Origin of the sequence: Ruminiclostridium sufflavum DSM 19573, from assembly GCF_003208175.1 — a bacterium.
GTDB classification, from domain to species: Bacteria; Bacillota; Clostridia; order Acetivibrionales; family DSM-1351; genus Ruminiclostridium; species Ruminiclostridium sufflavum.
This window is the reverse complement of sequence record NZ_QKMR01000016.1, coordinates 1,130-22,918: the sequence shown is the minus strand read 5'-3', so window position 1 is coordinate 22,918 and position 21,789 is coordinate 1,130. Positions and strand designations below refer to the sequence as shown.

Here is a 21,789-nt window from a genome sequence, read left to right as displayed (position 1 = left end):
CGAAGGTTCGAACCATTAACGGCTTTAAACCTCAATTACCGCAATTGGTTTTGAACTCAACAATCATAAGTTAACCTTTATGGATTTTTATTATTCAAGTAAAATAAAACATGAAAGTAATAATTTAATTTTTTGATTTGAAAATGACAGCAGAATTAATAAGTTCTTCTGCATGCTTTACGGCAAGAGTTGTAATATCAGAGCCTCCGATTATTCTGGCTATTTCTTCAATTCTTCCCTTCTGATCCAGATATCTGACTGTTGTGAATGTATTTTCATCATTTGATTTTTTTTCTATAAATAAGTGGTTGTCTGCCATACAAGCTAACTGTGATAAATGGGTAACACAAAGAACCTGATGGTTTTTTGATATATATGACAGCTTCTCTCCTACCTTTTGAGCCGCTTTACCGCTTATACCGGTGTCTATTTCGTCAAATATAAGTGTGGGAATAGAGTCCACATTTGCAAGTATAGTTTTAATTGCAAGCATTATTCTGGACATTTCCCCGCCGGAGGCAATTTTGTTCAAAGGCTTCAAAGGCTCTCCAATGTTGCTTGAGATAAGGAATTCGACAGTATTTAATCCATTTTTTGTAAAGCTGTTTTGATTATCGCTATATATTAAATTCACCTTAAATTCTGAATTCTTCATTTCCAGATTTTCAAGCTCCTCTGTTATGTTTTTTTCCAGAACCGCTGCCGCCCTTTGTCTTTCCAAATGAAGCCTTTTACTGCCTTCATACAATTTCTGTACTATTTCGGACAGCTTATCGTTTAATTCCTCTATCAGGCTTTCACTCTGCAAAAGCTCATCATACTCTTTCTTTGATTTTCCGTAAAACTCAATAATCTCTTCAAGAGTTGAGCCATACTTTCTTTTGAGACTTGCAATAATGTCAATTCTCTCATCAATACGGGACAACTCCTCGGGATCGAAATCCGCACTGTCTCTTTTTGCAAGTATATCACTGCATATATCCTCCAGCTGAAAAATTACAGATTCCAGCTTTTCCGAAACAGGTACCATATCCTCATCATATCTGCAAATACCGGAAAGCTCCCTAAGTGCGTTATTTAAATTATACATAGCCGACTTCCCGTTAATATCCTCATTAAGCAAGCCATATGCCTCAATTACAGAGCTCATAATCTTTTCTGAATTGGCCAAAAGCTGTCTTTGCTTATTCAGCTTCTCATCTTCGCCCCTTTTAAGCTTTGCACCCTTAATCTCATCAATCTGATATTTCAGCATATCCATACGCCGGGCTATTTCACCCTTGTCACCTGCAAGTCCCTGTATCCTTGACTTAATACTTTTATATTCTCCATATACCTCTGAATATTCTGTCTTGCACTTCTGTACAGCCTCCCCGCCGAAAGCATCCAGAAGCTTGATATGTGTGTCGGTCTTTAGCAGCGATTGGTTGTCATGCTGTCCGTGAATATCTATCAGCAGCTCTCCCACCTGCTTCAGTGCCGATACATTAACAAGCCTGCCGTTAATTCTGCAGGTATTTTTACCGGACAAAGAAATTTCTCTGGAAATAATAAGGTTTCCATCCTCAGCTTCGATTCCCAGCTGCTCCAATATATCATTTATATATGTATCATCATAATCAAATACAGCCTCAATAAAAGCCTTTTCCTTGCCATTACGGATTATATCCCTGTTTATTCTTTCGCCAAGGATGGCATTGATCGAATCTATTATAATCGACTTTCCTGCTCCCGTCTCTCCTGTCAGTACATTCAACCCGGGTGCAATCTCAAGACTAAGCTTATCGATAAGAGCTATATTTTGAATATCAAGCTGCAACAGCATACATATTCACCTGCCTAAATTTTTTAAATAAAATTGTGTAACCTTTAGCTTTTGAGTATGCTTTTTAAAGCGGCATCCTCACAAATCAAATATATACATACGGCTAAGACTGCTTTATCATCTTATTGAATTTGTTGACTATTTCCTCTGCTATTTTTTCAGCCCTGCAAACAATAATCAGTGTATCATCGCCTGCAATGCTGCCCAGTATCTCTTCCCATTTCAGGGAATCTATGGCTGATGCCGCAGCCTGAGCCATTCCAGAGAGGGTTTTTACAACTACTATATTATTTGCATAATCGCTTGATACATACGCTTCTGTAAGAATAGTTGTCAGCCTGCTGGAAATCTGATTTTCCGTATGAGATAAAGTAGCATATTTATATCTGCCGTCTGAGGATAAAACCTTGATAAGCCGAAGATCCTTGATATCTCTCGAAACAGTAGCCTGAGTAACATCCACGCCTTGCTCCTTCAGCTTTTCGGCAAGCTCCTCCTGTGTTTCGATTGCATTGTTGTCAATTATTTCTAATATCTTTGCATGTCGGTTATATTTCATATCATTAATCCTCTTTTCTATCATAAAATTTATTTCTCACAATTTTGAAGAAATTTTTAGAGTCTATTTTCAGGATTTTCAGCTTACTTTCGGTCTTTTCTATTACAAGATAGTCTCCGCCCGATATCTCATAGAGCTTTTGCCCGTCCACATTAACCAGTGCGGTATGCTCAAAGCCGTCTGCCACAGAAACCTTTATTCTCTGCTCCTCCTTTGCTATAAAAGAGCTTGAATATAATATATGAGGGCAAATAGGTGTTACAATAATAAGGTTCGAGGTGGGATCAACAATAGGTCCTCCGGCTGATAACGAATATGCTGTCGAGCCTGTGGGTGTTGCCATTACAATACCGTCACAGGGAAACATTTCGATAAAATTATCATCAATAAACGTACTCAAATGAAGTATTCTCTGGATACCTCCCCGGGATATAACGACATCGTTTATTGCCTCATCCTCCGCAAACAGCCTTCCCCCCTTATATATTTTTGAAGAAATCATCATTCTTTCTTCAATTTTGTAGTTCCCGCCAAAAATAATTTCAACACACTTATCTATTTCTCCTTTTTCGATATCTGTTAAAAAGCCCAAGGAGCCCAGATTTATTCCCAGCATGGGAATATCATATAAATAAGCTGCACGTGCCGCTTTTAAAAAAGTGCCGTCACCGCCAAGACATATAATCAAATCGCATCTGCCGCATATTTCATTTACTTCATCATCAATTCCCTCTTTGCCGTTTGAATTAGGTGTAGGAAGTATAACCTGTCCGCCATGCTTTTCAATGCTTTTAATAAGCTGCTTTGTATATTTCAGCCCAATATCCTTTTCTCTGTTCGTTATAACACCTATGTTTCTCATACAAACCTCCACGCCGGGTTTCTGACATAAAAGCTCGAAATGCACTATATTTGCACAAGCTTATTTTTCGGGCTTTTCAGTTTTTTACCAGAGACACATGTGCCTCAGACACTACTCTGTCAATAAGTTTATCTATATCCTTGCCTGTATTTTCCTCACTCTGCTTTGATATATAAAGCAAATACTCGATGTTTCCCTCAGGTCCTGTAATAGGTGAAAAAGAAAGCTCCTCTACATATAAATTCCGGGCAAGTACAAAATTTATTATGTTTAATATTACTTCCTTATGTACCTCCCTGTCTCTGACAACCCCATGCTTGCCGACTTTTTCTCTTCCGGCTTCAAATTGAGGCTTTATTAAGCAGACAAGCTCTGCATCCTCCTTTAATAATTCTAACACAGCAGGCATGACCTTTGTCAAAGAAATAAATGATACATCAATTGATGCAAAATCAGAAGAAAAGCCTATATCCTCCGGCTTAACGTATCTTACATTTGTTCTCTCCATGCAAACAACACGGGAATCATTTCTAAGCTCCCACGCAAGCTGACCATACCCCACATCAATTGAAACAACCCTTGCGGCACCGTTTTTTAACATACAGTCAGTAAAGCCTCCGGTTGAAGCACCTATGTCCATGCAAGCCTTATTTTCAAGGACTATACCAAATTCTTTTATTGCTTTTGCCAGCTTTAGCCCGCCTCTGCTGACAAAAGGATTTATATTTTCCTTTATCTCTATACGGCAATCCACAGGTACCTTTGTACCGGGCTTGTCCTCACGAATCCCGTTAATCAGGACAACACCTGCCATGATAGCACTTTTGCATTTTTCTCTGCTTTCAAACAAGCCTTTCTCAACAAGCAGTATATCCAGTCTTTCCTTCTCCAACTTCAATCCTCCAAATTCCCTGTATCCTGTTTTTGCTGCGCTTTATAAGCTGTGCCCCATTATATTCACCCTTGCAAGCTGCAATTCCAAGCTTATATTACTATAAAATTTGTATTATATATGTATGTTATTCATCTTTTTTAAAATAGCATCAGCTGCCGAAGCAGAATCCAATCCTGATTGTTTAAGCAGTTCATTTCTCGAACCATGTGTAATAAACTCATCAGGCAATGCCATAATATATAAATCGGTTTTCAGCCCATTTTCATTAAGCACATCCAATACCCTGCTTCCAAAGCCTCCGGTTTTGCAGTTATCTTCCATTGTGACAATGCATTTAAACCTATTCGCACATTCAATAATTAATTGTTCATCTACAGGCTTAACAAATCTGGCACTTACCACCTCTGCACTAACGCCTTTACCTTCAAGAATCTCAGCGGCAGCGGCAGCCGTTGAAACCATACTTCCCACAGCAAGAATACAGACATCCCTGCCCTCCCTGATAACTGCACCTTTTCCTTTTTTCAGGGGATATTCTTTTGCCAGTATGGCTTTCCCTCTTCCTCTCGGATATCTTATGGCAACAGGCCCGTTTTGTTTATTTACCGCAAAGTCCAGCATCTGTCTTAGCTCATAATAATCGGCAGGCGCCATAATTGTTAAATTGGGTATATGATTAAGAAAAGATATATCAAAAATACCCTGATGAGTTTCGCCGTCTTCGCCCACAATGCCGGATCTGTCTATCGCGAAAACAACATGCAGCTTTTGTATAGCTACATCATGCACTATCTGGTCATATGCCCTTTGCAAAAACGAGGAATATATTGCCACAATAGGTATCATACCGCTTATTGACATTCCTGCCGCCAATGTAACGGCATGCTGCTCAGCTATTCCCACATCAAAAAATCTTTGTGAAAATTCTGTGCTGAATCTGTACAATCCGGTTCCTTTCGCCATAGCAGCTGAAATTGCAACAATTCTATCATTTTCTTTTGCAAAATCACATGCGGCATCCCCAAAAATCTTTGAATAGTCCGGCTCATTTAATCCGAAGGTCTCACCGGTTTCTATCTCAAAAGGTGCGATTCCATGAAATCTGTCCGGACTTTCCTCTGCAAAGGAATAACCTTTTCCCTTTTGCGTGCTGACATGAACCAAAACAGGGCCCTTTATTTTTTTTGCCGCAATCAAGGCTTTATTCAGCTCTTCAAAATTATGCCCGTCTACAGGGCCATAATACTTATACCCCAGTTGTTCAAAGAATACTCCCTGAGCAAACAGGTATTTTACCGTTCCCTTTATCTTAACTGCAGCCGCTCTGGCTTTTTTACTGAAATTCGGCATCCTGTCGAGAAAATTATCCACATCCTCTTTCGCCTTTGTATATACGGGATCTGTCCTTAATCTGCTCAAATACTTTGACATTCCTCCGACATTATGCGAAATTGACATTTCGTTATCATTTAAAATCACAATGAAATTACTGTTTAATCTGCCGCCGTCATTCAGTGCCTCATATGCCATTCCGCCGGTCATGGCACCATCGCCTATAACAGCAGCAACACTGTAGTTTTCCTTCTTTAAGTCTCTGGCCCTCGCTATGCCAAGGGCTGCTGAAATTGAAGTACTGCTGTGACCTGTATTAAAGCAGTCATGCCTGCTTTCGCAGGTTTTGGGAAAGCCTGCAAGCCCGCCCAGCTTGCGCAGCGTATCAAACTTATCCTTACGCCCCGTCAAAATCTTATGCACATATGATTGATGCCCTACATCCCATACAATTTTGTCATATTCCGTGTTAAAATTTTTGTGTATGGCCAGTGTCAATTCTACAACTCCTAAATTCGGAGCCAAATGCCCGCCTGTCTTCGAAACCTTATTAATCAGAAATGTCCTTATTTCCTCCGCCAAGCAGGAAAGCTGCTCATTATTTAATTTTTTGACATCCTCAGGAGAGCTTATGTTATCCAAATACCCCACTTTATTAATACCCCTTTAATTTCCTTTATCCTTTTTTACTCTTATCCTTTTTATTTCTCTTGGATTTAGTATTTATCATTTTAAATTTTCCAAATGGGAAATTCGTAATTACTGCAACCTTATAGATTATATAATTGCTGTTTGCAAGAGCTACAGCTTTTCCCAACGATTTTCCGCCAACTGTTAAAGATGCTACCATCGCAGTTATAGAAAGTGCAAATATTGAATTTTCGGAATTTGACGCATTTCCCGAAAACCTGTATACGATCAATGCAACTGCGGCTCCGCTGACTACACTGCAAATATCACCTACAACATCATTACAAAAGTTCGATACCTTATCCGCATTTCTGATTAACCGTATGGCCTGCCTTGCCCCATACAGCTTTCGTGAAGCCATTGAGTGAAAAGGTGCTTCATCTGCCGCAGTAGCAGCAGTACCTACTATATCAAATAAAATGCTTATAATAATGATACCGAAAACAATAAGAAATGAAACCACTGTAGATGCATGACCAATTGTTTCATTAGAGAAAAAAGACATAAAAATAGAAATTAAAAATGTCACAACTGTAATTAAGAGTGTCCATATTCTTGTCTCTTTTTTTGAACTGACATTGTTTGCCTTAAACTTGACTTTCTTTTCGTCGACCGGATGTTTATAGTTATCTTCCAACACCAATCCTCCAAATATATAGAAAACAGGTGGCAGTCTACTGAGTAAATTTTGCGGCTTAGGTCAGGCAGGGTTTCCCAGATGCATGCTGGAATGTCGCCAAACCAGAGGTTTCCCATTAAACGCATCTCCATATTGTTGCCAAGTATGAGGCCTGATTACCACTTAGTCCACACTTTAATCCCCAATAAACCACATATAGAACAGTCTAGGGGTTTTCCCCAACAGTCAAAATGACTCCTAGCCTCTTTTGCAAAAAAGGTTTCAAGCAGCAATAATGCTCATATATCGGCCAATACATTAAGCATCCGATCCACTATCCACCAAATTTCACTCACGGCAGGCTACTCTGTTCACAGCATCTTGCGATACCGCATAACAGGTTTAATCCCTTATCGTAGATGAGGTGGTAAGCAAGGTGCTTAACTTTTCATCCACAAGTCAGGGTCTCCACGGAAAAGGGGTCTACGCCCGCATGCCATTGCGGATCGCCCCTAAGCCTTAACTCCCAGCACCAGCCCACCACTGGGCGTAGCAAGCCGACACAAGGAACTTCATCGATGTGCCCTTTAACGGATTTTTAGGCCCGTCTTCAGAGCCATTAGTACTGACTAGAATACTGCGCCACCATGTCTTTTTTAAAGTAATACTGCCAAATGCTGCAATTGACAAGCTAAAAATCAACCTGTCACATTTATATAATAACAACCGCTGTTTATCCTGTATCTTAAATACAGATGGCATATCAAGTGCCATCAAGACAATATTATAGCATAATTAATAACAAAATACAAACGATATTCTTAACTGTTTCTTTTTACCAGAGATATTGCCAAATCTCTCAGAAAGTGAGCCCTTTCACCGAAGGACTGCAGATATGAAACACCTTCGTCAGTTACATTTCTAAGCAGATTTGAAGCTTCCTCAAGTCCGTACATAGTTACATAGGTAGTCTTGAGGGACAAAGCATCGCTTCCCGGCTTTTTGCCCATATTATCCATGCTTCCTTCCACATCCAGAATATCGTCTTTTATTTGAAAAGCCAAGCCCAGATTAGCGGCAAAGCCGGATAACAGTCTAAATTCATTATCATTTGCACCGCTTATAACAGCAGCTGCTTCAACAGGCGCCTTAATCAATGCCCCTGTTTTAAGCCTGTGCATTGCTTTAAGCTTATCCTCCGGTATGCTTTTCCCTTCAGAATCCAGATCAATCGCCTGCCCGCCAATCATCCCCTGTGCACCTGCATATTTCGCTATAATACCCATTGCTTCAAGCTTTCTGCTGTTTTTTGAAGCAATGGCATCCTCTATCATATTCTCATACGCAAGGTTTAAAAGAGCATCTCCCGCCAATATTGCCGTTGCCTCGCCGAATACCTTGTGATTGGTAAGCTTTCCGCGCCTGTAATCATCATTGTCCATTGCCGGCAAATCATCATGAATAAGAGAATATGTGTGTATCATTTCAATAGAGCAGGCAAATGCCAGCACGTCCCTTATGTCCTTCTCAAGCATTTCTGCAACGGCAAGAGCAAGAACAGGCCTGAGCCGCTTTCCTCCTGCCATCAGACTGTACTCCATGGCAGCCCTCAAGCTCGGATAGTATGGATTTTCAAGCTTGATACTTTCGGCAAGGCTATCCTCAACTGTTTTTATATACTGACGCTGTTTTTCTTCAAATTTCATATGTCAAATTCCTTTTCTATCAGATTTCCGTCTTTATCCTGAAGCAATATGGAAATTTTCTTTTCAGCCTCGTCAAGCTTGGCTGCACAATATCTGGAAAGCTCAATCCCCTGCTGAAAGGTTGCTATAGCTTCCTCCAATGAGGTATCTCCCTTTTCCAGCTTTGATACTATATCCTCCAGCTCAAGCATTGCAGCTTCAAAGCTTCTTTCCGCACCGCTTTTCTTTGCACTTCCTGCCATTAAAGCCTGCCTCCTCTGTTTATAGAAATAACATTACAATCTATACTTCCATCCTTTAAGCATATTTCGAGACTGTCTCCTGCTTTTACCTGCTCGGTCCTGCTTACCACACCGCCTTCAGAAGCTTTGACCACGCTGTATCCGCGCTCCATAATTTTCAGCGGACTAAGAACATCCAGCTTTCCGGCAAGCATGGCAAACCCGGACTTTTTATCCTTTAAAAGCATTTCATTACACATAAATAAATGCTTCATCTCATTATCAAGCCTCAGCCTTAATTGGTTTATCCTGTCATAAGGCTGACGGAATACAGCTCCCGAACTGATTTTCTGCAGCTGCGCACGGCATGTTCCCAGCTTATTTACAAGAGCTGTCTTCATTCTTATGTTATAATTCTGTATCTTGTACAGAAAAACCTCTAGGTCAGGTACAGCCAATTCTGCAGCCGCAGATGGTGTTGGCGCCCTCATGTCGGCGGCAAAATCACAGATTGTAAAATCAGTCTCATGCCCGACAGCCGAAATAACGGGAATATTTGATGCATATATGCTTCGCGCAACTATTTCTTCATTGAATGCCCAAAGCTCCTCCAGCGAGCCTCCGCCTCTTGCAACAATTATTATATCTATATTGCCCAGCTGGTTCAATTTATTAATTGCTGCCGCAATCTGCCCGGCTGCCTGAGCTCCCTGTACCGCAACAGGATATAGAAGAAGCCTCATATTCTTATTCCTTCTGTAGGTTACATTGATTATATCCTTGATTACAGAACCGGTTGATGATGTGACAATACCGATGTTTCTTGGAAGCAAGGGGAGCTTTTTCTTTATTGCACTGTCAAATAGGCCTTCTGCCTGAAGCTTGTTTTTCAGCTGCTCATAGGCAAGATGCAGAGCCCCTATCCCATCCGGCTGAATATCATCTGCATACAGCTGGTACTGTCCGTCTCTTTCAAATACGGATATATAACCGGAAACTATAACCTTTTCACCGTTTTTGGGCATAAATCTCAGCAAAGAAGCATGGGACCTGAACATAACACATTTTAGAACACTGCTTTCGTCCTTTACGGTAAAATACATATGCCCCGTATAGTGATGCTTAAAATTTGAGATTTCTCCCCTCACAGACAATCCCGATAAGATGCTATCGGTTGAAAGCAATTGTTTTATGTAAGTATTTATATCCGAAACAGAAAAAACCTTTTCCATTGCACATTTCTCCTAATAAAAAAGATAATGCAAATTTATTCTCACATTACCCGTTTTACTTATTCTATCTTCATCTTGTAAAATTCAAGAGCAAGTATCGTCCGTTGACATGCCTTCTGCACTCAAATGTTCATTTGGAGCCTTTGTAACCTTCGCTAAAAGTCCGTTGACAAAAGCTCCTGCATCCTCGTTGCTGTATTTCTTTGCCAGCTCCACAGCTTCATTTACCGAAACGCTGAAAGGTATGTCCTCACGGTATAAAATTTCATATATGCCGATTCTGAGTATTGATAAATCTATTTTCGATAGTCTGGATATTTTCCAGCCCATAGAATTTTTTTCTATAATGCTGTCAATTAAGCTAACCTTCTCATTAACCCCGTCAATGATATTTATGATATATTTTTTATCATTTCCAGTCAAATTTTCATCTTCCAGGGCCATATCAATTTGTTCACATCTGTCATCTTTTTGTATTTCCAGCTGATATAACAGTTTCATTGCCGTTTCCCTGGATGCGCGACGTCCCATTAAAATTCCTCCTATGTAGCTTCTGCAGCCAAAATTAATATAAATATGCTCATCTTTCCCTCATAAAAAGTCTATCGGCTGAAAAACCTATTTCATCATCCGACAGCTTGGCCTTGAAACCAAAACCGATGTCGTAATTTTCCGCCGGGAAAGTCGAGTAGTCTAGTAAATATTATCTGTATGTACCAGGCGGTAAAATCCTGTCAAGCAAATTTTTTATATAGTCTTTATCCTGATGCAGTCTCTTGCCCATATAACAGCCTACGGTAACACAGATAATAACAAATACAGCCTTTATAACACCAAGCAGCAATATGGCAGCCGCAACTGCAAGACCAATTGCCGCACCAAGAATTTCTCCTTTATGATGTTTGTAAACTTCATATAACTTTTGTTTATCCATTATGTTAACACCTCCATATGCTACTCAACTCTGGAAGACTTGTAGCCTGTAAAAATGCTTTCCACAAGCACCTTGACACTATCCACCTGCACTCCTGTACAGTCTTCAACCGCCGACTTCACCTTGATTTGCATATCCTCAGACAGCAATGGTATATTTATCTCAGGAAGCACTATAGCCTTGACCGTTATACTGACATTTTCCCCTGCTTTTGTAACATATGCTTTTGAGTCACGAATACCTGACAGCTTTCTTGAAGCTGCCAGTGCAATGTTTTCAATTGAGTTTAATGTAATCCTTATATCGCCGTTTTTATTATATTTAACAATAGCCTTCTTATCCCCCTCGGGCTTAAAGCCCGAAAGAAGAAAAGTCAGGCTCAGGCAAAAAAATATTGAAGCGATAATAAACATAACTATTGATGGATTTCTATACTGCAATACCTCATTATATAAGTATGTATAGGTATCTGTTAATATGTCCGACTTTATAGTAATCAGCATTGCAAATAGGGATGCAATTGTAAGAAAAAATGCATATATTGCTAATAAAACTCGTAATATTATGTTCATATAACTCCACCTCTTTATAAAAAGTCTGCCAACTAATCTGCGCTTTTACCGCAATATAATCAAAAAGCCAAACATTCCCTTTTCGTATAAGCATATTATATTTCATAAACTCATAAAAATCAAACAATAGTCGTTCTGAAATAATTAATATAGGGTCTGTTTTCTTCCGGTAACCAGTTATTTTTGCATTAAGCAATTGTATGTATCAAGCCTGATATACCGGAGGCTGCATTACACATTAATAATTGTTTCCTGCATTTTGCAGAATAATACCTTATTTTGTCTCGGCTTCCTTTTTTATTTCCTTATCAAAGTTTACACCCTGAACATGAATATTGACCTCGATAACATTCAGTCCTGTCATTGTCTGTACGGCTATTTTAACCTTTTCCTGTATATTCCATGCAACTTCGGGTATTCTGGCACCGAATTCAACTATTATATATAAGTCAATGGCGGCTTCCTTTTCACCCACCTCAACCTTTACACCCTTTGAAAGGTTTTTTCTCCCAAGTATCTCGGCAATGCCGCCTACTATGCCTCCGCTCATACCCGCTACTCCGGACACATCTGTAGCAGCTATTCCCGCAATAATAGCCACAACCTCCTCAGATATTTTAACAGAGCCGTAATCATCTAAAATACTATTTTCCTCGTCCATAATGCACCTCTCCGCCATTAATAAAGAAAATCCTTTGAGCTTTGGCATATCAATTTTTAAGATACATACTTTTGATATATAACTACTTTATTTCAAAATGTAAATTTTAATACCGTTGAGAACTTTGTAAATTATATCACTTAAGGATACATTTATCAATGAAATAAAAACAGATTTTAAAAAGAAGGAGGCTACCCATAATGAATGGATAACCTCTCTGATTATTTAATATGGCATTATTTATTTTTTCAGACATTTATTTCTTATAGGCCGAAAGCAGACCATTTTAGGCGGTATAATACTTTTAAGCTTAATACATGGTTTTAATAATTACCTTATCAAAGGTTACATTTCCCTGTCTGACAACTATATCGGCTATTTTGGCAGTATCGGCTTTTGAAATTGCCGGAGCCTTAACTATGACATCTATACTTCCGTCATCTGCAAACATTGCAATAGCGTCACTGAAGCCCTTACCCTTTATTAAGGATTCAATATTGGCTTCCTTTTGATTAGCTTCAACTATTTTCAACATTTTTTCCTGAGCCTTTTCTTTTGCTTCCTTGCTTGCAAGCTCGTCACCGGTTATGCTTTTAATTGTTTCGATATCTTCTTCCCGGGCGTTTTCTCTGTCCATTTTTGTCTGCGCAAAATAGTTATTTGTTTCTTTGGATGCCGTTACAGCCTCTTGCTCGCTTTCTGCAACCTCACCTTCAGCTGTCCCCCGATTATCGACATATACAACATCACCGCTTTGAGCAGGATCTTCGGCTGCACTGAACTGTGAGTTGTAGCTGATCTGTAGATAGCCGGCAATAACCAGCATTAATACAAGGGAAAGTACAACAATTTGTTTTCTTTGTAAAAATTTCATTACATAGACCCTCCTTACAATGTTAATAATTTATATTCCTCCTTAGCTTTTAACTTAAGGATTATAACTTATCTCAGAATTATGTATATTCACTTTTCATGCGCTTTATTTCTATTTTTTAAAATTAATTGCTAAACTTTCCATTGCTAATTACTGTCTCTTTGAAATACCTGTATCTTATGAACAGCAATATCAAGCAAAGCTTCCGTTGCTTTTACCAAGTCTGCCTTTACCTCTGCGTCTGCCGCTCCGTCCGCCACCACTACGACCCCTTTGACCTTTGGCAATATCTCCTTAATAATAAAAGGCTTTTTCACACCGTCAACCTCCTGATAAATTGTTGTGCTTTCCTTGTCAGTCTGCTTAATTACACGGGAGCCTCCCTCCTTATCCTTTTCCTGGGTATCATTCTCGCTTGTATTTACATCAGCAGCCGGAATAAACTCATTTCCCGAGTAAAAGGTAATCATTACATCCACCTTGCCCGCACCGCTTATTTGAGATAAAATTGCTTTAAGCCTCAATTCCGTTTCATTTTTCAAATTTTTTTCAGTTTGGTTAAGAGTTTCCACAGCACCCTCCCCTGTCTTTACTTCGGTATTGCCCAAAGTATTGCTTGATGTCCCGCTCTCCAGACTACTCCTTGGATTTTTTTCAAACAGGACACTCCCCGCAATCAGAAACATAACTCCAATAAGTGCTACTATTGCCGCCCGTTCAATAAATTTTCTGCTTCCGTTTTTCGTGAATATTTGTTTTGCTTTCTCAAGAAATTTTTTTAACATATAGTTGTGTCCATGCCCAAGAGATCAAATATTATCGACCGTACTTAAGCTGCATGGACTCTCCCCCCCTTTCATTATCTAATCAGTTATACCTGTTATATTTTTTCAACCGTCCGCATACCATTTTGCCGTTATTAAAAGCTATTCTATTATTGATACGACAATGCAATCCTTTGGTATTTCAAATGCTGTGTTTAAATCCTCCTTTACCTTTTCAGCAAGACCTGTGCTTCCCGGGTCTGACGTTTTTGAAGTCCTTGCTTTTTGTTTACCGGCCCTTTCGGTAATATCAACCTTTCTTACTGAAAGGACGGGACTGATTTTAATACTGTCCTCCGCCTTTTTTTCCTTATCCTGCTCACTTGCTTTTTTCAGCTCTATATAAACACTCTTTATTTCCCCGAAGCTGTCACCTGTATTATCTTCATTTATTTCCACATCCACCTTCAATACTTGAATCCCCTCTAAAGCAGCTGCCTTATTTTTTATTTCTGATATAAGCTTGTTTTTGTATACACTTGCTATTTGTTTCATTTGCGTCTCATTCAGAAGCCTGCTGCCCTTTTCAATCTCCTTTTTATCAATATATAAGCTATCCGAAACAACAATCCTGCTTAAATCATAGTCCTGATTTTTTAATGCTATAAACGGGTTTATAATGACTATTAACAGGATGAAGCCTGAAATCAAATTTATTATTTTTTTTATTTTTCCCGATGGAATTATAATTTCAAAAAGTATCAGTATTATTGAGATAGTTACAATATTTATTATCCAGCTTTTCATAAATTCAAGCATACTCTCTTTTCACCTACCTTATCATTGTTGATAAATTTGTAGTCCCTATAACAACAGTAACGGCTATAAGAAACATACAGGACACCGCGGCTGTTATTCCCAGCAGAAAGGTCAGGGAGCCTGCCATGTCGCTGAGGCAGTTGGTAATTTTTTTGTCGGAGATAGGCTCCACGATTGCGCAGGCAAGCCGGTATAATATTATAAGTGCCAGTATTTTAAGCAACGGAGCCAGACAGATTATTATTATTCCAAGCATTGCAATCAAGCCGGAGGCATTTTTTATTACCAAAGTACAGCCGACTACAGTGTCAGCGGCATCAGCCAGATATTTCCCAACAACCGGAATAAAAGTACCCAGCGCAAATTTGGCGGTTTTGCTTGTTACTCCGTCAACTACCGCGCCCATGGTTCCCTGTATGGATACCACTGCTATGAATACAGTTAATATAAGGCCGATACCCCATGTGCATATTTGCTTCAAAAAACCTGAAAGCTTTGTCAGCTGAACCTTGTCCGAAATATTGTTAACAATATTCAATACAGTTATAAGAAATATCATAGGAATGAAAAAGCTTTTAATAACTGTAGCTCCCGTTTCAACAAGAACAATAAGTATAGGCTGGAATATTCCTGCCGATGAAATATTTCCTGTAGATATGAGCAAGCTGATTAAAAGCGGAATAATAGAGTGCATGAAGGCCACCATACTGTCTATAATGGACACACACATGCTCATGGCAGTACTGAAGCTGACAATAAGCACAGATACAATAACTATGTAACACACAAAAAATGCAAGCTCCCCCACACTTTCACTCAGGAATGAGCTTTGCAGGTTTTTCAGTATTGCACAGATTATAGCCAGAATAATTATTTTTATAAGGATATCAACATTCAAAAGCACTTCGTTAAAAAGGTATTTAACTATTCTGTTAAATATTCCGGTTAAACTCAGGTCAAAATCTCCCCTGACTGCCGAAGCTGCAATCTCATCCGGATTAAATTCCGGAAACAGCTCCTTTGAATCCTTTGCATAATATTTTTTGACACTTTCGGTAATGGATTTTGTATCCCCTGAATTCAGCTGCTCATCAATTATGCTTCCGGTTTCATTATATTCTTCTTCCTCAGCTGCTGTTTTCTGAGCCATGCCTGCTGTATCGGAAGCTGCCGCATATATATTAACCGGACAGGAAGCAAATATGGCAAGTATCAATACGGCTATAACTATCAAGGCATATTTGCAGCTCACAGGCATTCCTGCCGGATATCCCGGGAGCCCGGTAACTGACGTGTCTGAAATCCTTGTTTCGTTTATATGCTTGATACTACCCTCAGGCACAAATTTTTTCATTGGCATTTTAACACCCCCACAAGTCAATTAAGGCTCTTTCAGTGTATTGATATACGTAAATTCAAGGCATCAGCTTTACAACTAAATCAAGCAATGAAGAAATTATAGGCACCGCAAGGATTACGATAGTTACCTTTCCCGCAAGCTCAATCTTAGATGCTATGGAGGATTCCCCCGCATCCTTGCACACTTCTGCCCCAAACTCCGCAATATAAGCAATCCCCACAATCTTTAAAAGAATATTTATGTACGTAGAATCTATACTTGCTTTCCTGCTGAAGGCCTGTAAAAAATCAATCACAGCAGACAGCTTTACAATTACGACAATAAATATTATCAGTCCTGTTGCTATGCTTAGCTGCAAGGCTATCTCCGGACGCTGCTTTTTTATCGTTGAGGATAACACAACAGCAATTATTCCGATGCAGACAATCTGAAGTATGTCCATAGCATATGTAACCCCTCATAGTTATTTTGTTTATATAATGACCGTTTTGGAGACTGTACGGTCAAATATATATGTCTCAGAATTGAAACATGGTCTTGACCGCCTGAAAAAGTCCTGCTATTTCTTTTGAAACCATCATCAGCACAACAACTATTCCCGCCAAGGTTATCATCATTGCCTGCTCCTCCCTGCCGGTACGTGCCAGCACCTGATTCAGCACTGCAACAATAATGCCTATTGCCGCTATTTTAAAAATAATATCAACACCGTCCATAATAACCTCCCATGCCGAGTTTTCAGCACCAAAAAATTTGATAAAGTATTCGCGGAGGTACGCTATCATTCACTTCCCATTTTTCAAGCTAACCCCCAATATCCTTTTACAGCAGAATTATCGCTATGGCCAAGCCGCTTAATACTCCCAGACTTCTGTACATTTTTTCATTTTTCTTTTTTATTTCTTCCGCTTTGATTTCCTGAACCTTTAGCTGAGATGAAATCATCCGGATATTATTCAGCTGTCCTTCCAAATCAGAGTTACCAAGCATTTTCCCGAAGCTAAGCAATATATTCCTGTCCTCACCATTGAGAGAAAGCCTTCCGTAGTTTTCTTCTACCGCGGTCTCCCAAGCAAAATCCGCTGTACAGCCATCCGAGCCCAGATGCCTTGCCGCTTCTCCGAATAATACGGCAGTATCAAAATCAGTGTTTTCATAAATTCTGTTAAATGCCTCTGCCAATATATTTGATAAATAGCTTATTTCATTTTCCAGCATTTGCAGCAAGGACTGCAGCTCCCTCAGTGCTCTCGGTCTTTTTGAGCATTCGGATGCCAGAAAAAATCCTATAAAGCTTGTGGCACCTATGAGAATAACAGCTCCTAAAATTTTAATTATCATTTCCCTGCCTCCTGTATATTGCCGTCAGTTGAGAATCAACAACCTCTTCAAGTGTTCCGGGGCCGTTTCCTGAGCTGAGTACTATATATCTTTCAAAAACACCGGCCTTAATCATCGCCAGCAGCTCTTCCCTCATTTTCAGCTCTGTAATGCTATATCCGTGAGCAGATGTTATTATTTTGACTCCGGAGTTCAAAACCTTTAATATTGCAGCCTTATCACCCTGAGTGCCTATCTCGTCTGTAATTATTATGTTGGGAGACATACTTCTTAAAAGCATTTCCATACCCTGAGTTTTAGGACACCCATCCATTATGTCTGTTCTGAAGCCCACATCATTTTGCGGAACTCCCTTGAAACAGGCGGCAATTTCGGACCTTTCATCAACAATGCCCACCTTCAGCCCCGAAAAATCAAGCTCTGGAGCCCCATTGCTCAGAGTTCTCGCCATATCCCTCAGAATAGTTGTCTTTCCGCATTGAGGCGGGCCGATTATTAATGTATTATATATGTCACAGCTTTTTTTGGTTATGAATTTAATGATATGCTTTGAGCAGCCTGTTACTTCTTTTGAAACACGAATGTTAAGGCCACTGAAATCCTTGATATTTCTGATTTGTCCATCCTGTAGGATAACCCTGCCGCTGAGGCCTACTCTGTGACCTCCTCGAAGAGTCAGATATCCTGCTCTTATTTCATCCTGATAGGCATATACTGAATTTTCACTCATAAGCTCCGTTGTCTTGAGTATTTCCGCCTGAGATACGGGATAGGCAGCTGTTATATCCTTTGTCAGAATACCTTCTGCCGTAACAAACCAATCGGCATTCTTTACAAATACCATTAGCGGTTTCCCTGCTCTGAGTCTTATTTCCTCAAGATTGTCCAACAAATTATTATCCATTCTCAGCAGGATATCTTTTATGCCGGATATCACAAAAGGCAATATTTCATTTTCTACCGAAGCTGCCGATTTCTGCTTTCTTAATTGTGAATTGGTCATTTGTATCCATCCCCTGTCCTTATCCTTTGAATTAGTTATTATTAATATATTAGGCTTTGTCCAACAATATTACTTTATTGAAATAAAATATTATTGAAAGCTGCAAGGAATTTTTTACAAAAACCTGCTAACAAAAGTCAATACTTTTTGTTGCAGGTTTTATCTTTTTTCATATGCTATTTCTTTGCATACTGACAAGACCAGCTAAATCCTCTGGTCTATCTACTTTATTAAATGTATTTTTACCGATACACTTCTTTTACTCTTGCATAATAAATACGTAGGAATTTATTCAAGACCGCCATCTTGGCTACTTTCTTTGGCTTTCCTTCAATTTCTTTCTTTATCATAAATTGATATACTGAGTCTTCTACATTCTTTGTTGTCTTTAAGCATCTCATTGTTTCATATCCTACTTTACGTAACGTTGATGAACCTCGCTTCGATATGTGTCGATTGGTTCCTACAAATTGACCTGACTGATAAGGTGGAGCATCTATACCTGCATATGCAATCAAAGCTTTTCCACTATGAAAGCGTCGTACATCACCAATCTCCGCTATCAGTTTTGGTGCAAGGACATCACCAACTCCTCCCATAGCTCTTACAACTGGATACTCCTTCAAGCTTCTTGCTAATTCTTGCATCTGTGTTAAAATCAATTTGAGAGTATTATCTACTTCACGTAGAACTCGAACAGCTTCCAGTACTAACATTTTGGTCGATGGGGCACTGGACGATAAAGTTGGGATACCTTCCTTAGCCATAGCATAAATCTTTATAGCTTTTGCTTCGCTTTGATGGTATCCTTTCTTTTCTGCCCATTTCAAATAACTGTTTACAAATTGCTTTTCACTTTTCTTTGTAATGTTATCATAATGCCAATATTCCTCTACAAAGTCAGCCAATTTATCTTTTCCTGAACTCTCATCCCACCCATTTAGCAATATCTTAATCCCCGGCATTGTATAATCCAACATATTAGTCAGCACAAGTACGCTTTCTATCCTCATTTTCATATAGTGTGCATACTGTCTTCCTAACAATTTTAGTTCCTGGTATATTTCTTCACTAAATTCATAGTTTTCAAGATGGTACCAGTTATCAATACCATAATTCGCTATCATTTTAGCATCAAGGCTATCAGTCTTTGCCCTACGCAATCCTTTACATCTATATTCCTTCATGACAAAAGGATTAATTAGCGATACATATAGTCCATTTTCTTTTAGATGACTAAGTACAGGTAAGTGATATGCTCCTGTAGCTTCCATTACTACTCGTACTTCTTCATCAAAACGCTGCAACATTGTTACCAATCCTGATAAATCACTTTCCGTATGGAAAATCTCAAAAGGCGAACTTAAAATCTCTCCATACGGTTTTAAAATACACACAGTACTCTTCTCTTTTGAAACATCAATTCCTACACTTATCATATGTAACCTCCTAAGTATTTTTTGTAATTGTCTTCCACCTGCACTTATTACGATTCATTTTAGTTGGTTACACGAAAGCCTATATGGTCTCTACCTGCTTAACCGAATGTTTATAATAAGGGATGGCTGACAGTTTTTGTTACGGATGTGGTTAATCCAAAAAGACCTCCGCCAGACCAATTACTCCCTTAATTATAAAAAAATAAGTGCAAATGTTTAAGCACTAATGATGTGCTGTAACACTTACACTTTTATGGTACTAAAAAGACCGGTGTCAGAGTTTTATTCCCTTTGAAAACTCCGTCACCGGTAAATTGAAGTATTTATATTATGTAATTATCTGGAAATTATATTTACAAGCTAAAATTACTTATGCATCGGCAAGAGCTGCTCCAAGATTCTTGCAAGCTTCTTCTGCTTCTGCATCCGGGCTTTCATTGCAAATTACACTGTCGCACACAAGAACCGCTCCATCAGCACGGCAGGTGTCCTCCCAGTTTCTCATCCATTCTCCGTCTCCCCATCCATAGGAACCGAAGAGAGCAATTTTTTTATCCTTCAACGAGCCTTCACAAGCATTAAACATAGGCTCAAATTCTGTTTCCTCAAGTACCTCAGCCCCCATGGACGGGCAGCCGAAGGCTATACTGTCAAATTCGCCTACCATTTCAGGCTTGAAATCTGCCGCGGCTATAAGCTGCGCTTCCGCTCCCTTTCCCTTAGCCCCTTCAACAACAAACTGAGCCATTGCTTCTGTATTTCCTGTACCGCTCCAATATACTACTGCTATTTTACTCATATAAAACACTACCTTTCTGTTAATATTATATTTAAGGCCATACACGATATTTTAAATTTTATATCCTGTATGACTTATTACCTGAATATTTCTGTCAACACTCCGCCGGAATCCGGCACAAATAACAATTGAAGCTGTCAATTTTATGTATCATACGGCTATTGTCAGCCGCTGTATGGACAACCCCTGAGAATGCTTTTTACAATATATATCAGTACACTTTTTATATTTTGCAAAAATTTTATTTGCCTCTCCTTCGTCCGAGTACACCTTCCAGCAGCCAATACATTTGCAGTTCTTTCCGCTGTTCTCAATAAAGGCTTTAACATCATGAAGAGGATAGCCGAGAAACAGGCCGATTTCATGGGGAAATGCCTCAGACCTGCACAATCGGCTGGAAAGCTCGCTTATAAAGCTGCAGGTATCGTCAAAAATATATCCGTTGCCCTCAAGAAATTCTTTAACCTCAACGTTTGACATATCATTCTCCAGTCTGTTTCTGCGGTACACATAAATAAGGGCTTTTTCTGCATTTTTGCGAAGCAGTGTAATAAATACACCCTTTGGGTTGAGTATTTTATTAAACTCATTTATTTGATTTTGAAGCTGCTCCTCGCAGGAATAGGAACAATTAAACAAATTGCCCGTTTTTATTCCTGCCAAGGTAGGAGCACAATATTTTACAAGCATTTTTTCTGACACAATCAACATCTCCTTCCTTTTGCGCCACCTGTGGCTCCTCATGACACTGCATGTTCATCCAGAATATTCTTCAGTGCCGCCATAGAGCTTGAATGTGAACGTGCAATAACTGTTTTCTGCCCCTTGGTTTCAGTTATGGCACATCGCACCATCTTATGAGATACTGTATTTGTGAACAATACAAGCAAATCAGGCTGACCGATTTTGTTTTTAAGCGTACCGTTCATATTTGTATATATTTTTGCCTGACATTTATACTGCTTGCATAAATTCTTGTATTGACAGACCATACATTCATTTCCTCCGATTATTACAATGCTCATTGTTTCACCTCCTTCAAACATTTCAGAGCTCTTAGCCTGATTTACGCAATACTGTATAATGCATGAACCAGCTTTGCCGCATCACATAGTTAGTTTCAACTAACTGTCGTTTCATTTTTTAGCGCCGGAAGGGCGCCATAAGACGAGCTGAATTTTATCATACTAACCTCCCACGCCAAGTTTTCAGTGCAAATATCTGGTTAAAGCTTTCGTGGAGGTACGCAACTAATTTACTACTATTTTTAATTCCTTTCAAG

General features: G+C 39.2%; 26 protein-coding genes. All 26 read right to left on the bottom strand.

The window, feature by feature from the left end; translation table 11 throughout:
* Positions 1-124: 124 nt before the first annotated feature.
* Positions 125-1,825, bottom strand: coding sequence for a DNA repair protein RecN (gene recN / locus LY28_RS13165; protein ID WP_110462662.1), 1,701 nt, complete (start codon positions 1,823-1,825; stop codon positions 125-127).
* A gap of 103 nt (positions 1,826-1,928) precedes the next feature.
* The gene (locus LY28_RS13160; RefSeq protein ID WP_110462710.1) at positions 1,929-2,384 is read right to left on the bottom strand and encodes an arginine repressor; all 456 of its coding nucleotides are present in this window, start codon (positions 2,382-2,384) and stop codon (positions 1,929-1,931) included.
* 4 nt (positions 2,385-2,388) lie between these two features.
* Positions 2,389-3,246 (bottom strand): NAD(+)/NADH kinase, encoded by an 858-nt coding sequence (locus tag LY28_RS13155; protein WP_110462661.1) that lies wholly within the window; start codon positions 3,244-3,246, stop codon positions 2,389-2,391.
* Between the two features lie 76 nt (positions 3,247-3,322).
* Positions 3,323-4,138: a TlyA family RNA methyltransferase gene (locus LY28_RS13150; protein WP_110462660.1), complete on the bottom strand. Its 816-nt coding sequence runs from the start codon at positions 4,136-4,138 to the stop codon at positions 3,323-3,325.
* A 114-nt stretch (positions 4,139-4,252) separates the two neighbouring features.
* The gene (dxs, locus tag LY28_RS13145) at positions 4,253-6,124 is read right to left on the bottom strand and encodes a 1-deoxy-D-xylulose-5-phosphate synthase (RefSeq protein ID WP_110462659.1); all 1,872 of its coding nucleotides are present in this window, start codon (positions 6,122-6,124) and stop codon (positions 4,253-4,255) included.
* 25 nt (positions 6,125-6,149) lie between these two features.
* The gene (locus tag LY28_RS13140; protein ID WP_110462658.1) at positions 6,150-6,800 is read right to left on the bottom strand and encodes an Mg2+ and Co2+ transporter CorB; all 651 of its coding nucleotides are present in this window, start codon (positions 6,798-6,800) and stop codon (positions 6,150-6,152) included.
* 501 nt (positions 6,801-7,301) lie between these two features.
* A complete protein-coding gene (locus LY28_RS13135) occupies positions 7,302-7,544 on the bottom strand; it encodes a hypothetical protein (RefSeq protein ID WP_110462657.1) in 243 nt (80 codons plus the stop codon).
* 59 nt (positions 7,545-7,603) lie between these two features.
* The gene (locus tag LY28_RS13130; RefSeq protein ID WP_110462656.1) at positions 7,604-8,488 is read right to left on the bottom strand and encodes a polyprenyl synthetase family protein; all 885 of its coding nucleotides are present in this window, start codon (positions 8,486-8,488) and stop codon (positions 7,604-7,606) included.
* Complete coding sequence (gene xseB / locus LY28_RS13125) at positions 8,485-8,730, bottom strand: exodeoxyribonuclease VII small subunit (protein WP_110462655.1); 246 nt, start codon at positions 8,728-8,730, stop codon at positions 8,485-8,487. The genes LY28_RS13130 and xseB overlap by 4 nt, the downstream gene beginning before the upstream one ends.
* Entirely contained in the window at positions 8,730-9,941 is a 1,212-nt protein-coding gene (xseA, locus tag LY28_RS13120) for an exodeoxyribonuclease VII large subunit (protein ID WP_110462654.1), read from the bottom strand. The genes xseB and xseA overlap by 1 nt, the downstream gene beginning before the upstream one ends.
* An 84-nt stretch (positions 9,942-10,025) precedes the next feature.
* A complete protein-coding gene (gene nusB, locus LY28_RS13115; RefSeq protein ID WP_110462653.1) occupies positions 10,026-10,472 on the bottom strand; it encodes a transcription antitermination factor NusB in 447 nt (148 codons plus the stop codon).
* 172 nt (positions 10,473-10,644) lie between these two features.
* The gene (locus tag LY28_RS13110) at positions 10,645-10,875 is read right to left on the bottom strand and encodes a DUF2273 domain-containing protein (protein ID WP_110462652.1); all 231 of its coding nucleotides are present in this window, start codon (positions 10,873-10,875) and stop codon (positions 10,645-10,647) included.
* Between the two features lie 20 nt (positions 10,876-10,895).
* Positions 10,896-11,447 carry an alkaline shock response membrane anchor protein AmaP gene (amaP, locus tag LY28_RS13105; RefSeq protein WP_110462651.1) on the bottom strand — a complete coding sequence of 184 codons (552 nt, stop codon included), beginning with the start codon at positions 11,445-11,447 and terminating at the stop codon, positions 10,896-10,898.
* A 274-nt stretch (positions 11,448-11,721) separates the two neighbouring features.
* Entirely contained in the window at positions 11,722-12,108 is a 387-nt protein-coding gene (locus LY28_RS13100) for an Asp23/Gls24 family envelope stress response protein (RefSeq protein WP_110462650.1), read from the bottom strand.
* Positions 12,109-12,418: 310 nt separating this feature from the next.
* Positions 12,419-12,982, bottom strand: a complete 564-nt coding sequence (locus LY28_RS13095) for a SpoIIIAH-like family protein (protein WP_110462649.1) — start codon at positions 12,980-12,982, stop codon at positions 12,419-12,421.
* A 146-nt stretch (positions 12,983-13,128) separates the two neighbouring features.
* Positions 13,129-13,767 (bottom strand): stage III sporulation protein AG, encoded by a 639-nt coding sequence (locus tag LY28_RS13090; RefSeq protein ID WP_110462648.1) that lies wholly within the window; start codon positions 13,765-13,767, stop codon positions 13,129-13,131.
* A gap of 141 nt (positions 13,768-13,908) precedes the next feature.
* Positions 13,909-14,565, bottom strand: coding sequence for a stage III sporulation protein AF (locus tag LY28_RS13085; RefSeq protein WP_110462647.1), 657 nt, complete (start codon positions 14,563-14,565; stop codon positions 13,909-13,911).
* A 13-nt stretch (positions 14,566-14,578) separates the two neighbouring features.
* Positions 14,579-15,925 carry a stage III sporulation protein AE gene (spoIIIAE, locus tag LY28_RS13080; RefSeq protein ID WP_242981273.1) on the bottom strand — a complete coding sequence of 449 codons (1,347 nt, stop codon included), beginning with the start codon at positions 15,923-15,925 and terminating at the stop codon, positions 14,579-14,581.
* A 55-nt stretch (positions 15,926-15,980) separates the two neighbouring features.
* Positions 15,981-16,367 (bottom strand): stage III sporulation protein AD, encoded by a 387-nt coding sequence (spoIIIAD, locus tag LY28_RS13075; protein WP_110462646.1) that lies wholly within the window; start codon positions 16,365-16,367, stop codon positions 15,981-15,983.
* 76 nt (positions 16,368-16,443) lie between these two features.
* Positions 16,444-16,641 carry a stage III sporulation protein AC gene (spoIIIAC, locus tag LY28_RS13070; protein ID WP_110462645.1) on the bottom strand — a complete coding sequence of 66 codons (198 nt, stop codon included), beginning with the start codon at positions 16,639-16,641 and terminating at the stop codon, positions 16,444-16,446.
* A gap of 106 nt (positions 16,642-16,747) precedes the next feature.
* Positions 16,748-17,266 (bottom strand): stage III sporulation protein SpoIIIAB, encoded by a 519-nt coding sequence (gene spoIIIAB, locus LY28_RS13065; protein WP_110462644.1) that lies wholly within the window; start codon positions 17,264-17,266, stop codon positions 16,748-16,750.
* Complete coding sequence (spoIIIAA, locus tag LY28_RS13060; RefSeq protein WP_110462643.1) at positions 17,256-18,269, bottom strand: stage III sporulation protein AA; 1,014 nt, start codon at positions 18,267-18,269, stop codon at positions 17,256-17,258. The genes spoIIIAB and spoIIIAA overlap by 11 nt, the downstream gene beginning before the upstream one ends.
* Before the next feature lie 242 nt (positions 18,270-18,511).
* Positions 18,512-19,708, bottom strand: coding sequence for an IS110 family RNA-guided transposase (locus LY28_RS13055; protein ID WP_110462642.1), 1,197 nt, complete (start codon positions 19,706-19,708; stop codon positions 18,512-18,514).
* A gap of 370 nt (positions 19,709-20,078) precedes the next feature.
* Positions 20,079-20,507, bottom strand: a complete 429-nt coding sequence (locus tag LY28_RS13050; RefSeq protein ID WP_110462641.1) for a flavodoxin — start codon at positions 20,505-20,507, stop codon at positions 20,079-20,081.
* A 150-nt stretch (positions 20,508-20,657) separates the two neighbouring features.
* On the bottom strand, positions 20,658-21,218 hold the full coding sequence (locus LY28_RS13045; protein WP_422785009.1) for a DUF3793 family protein: 561 nt from the start codon (positions 21,216-21,218) through the stop codon (positions 20,658-20,660).
* A 29-nt stretch (positions 21,219-21,247) separates the two neighbouring features.
* A complete protein-coding gene (locus tag LY28_RS13040) occupies positions 21,248-21,532 on the bottom strand; it encodes a DUF2325 domain-containing protein (protein ID WP_110462639.1) in 285 nt (94 codons plus the stop codon).
* Positions 21,533-21,789 lie beyond the last annotated feature (257 nt).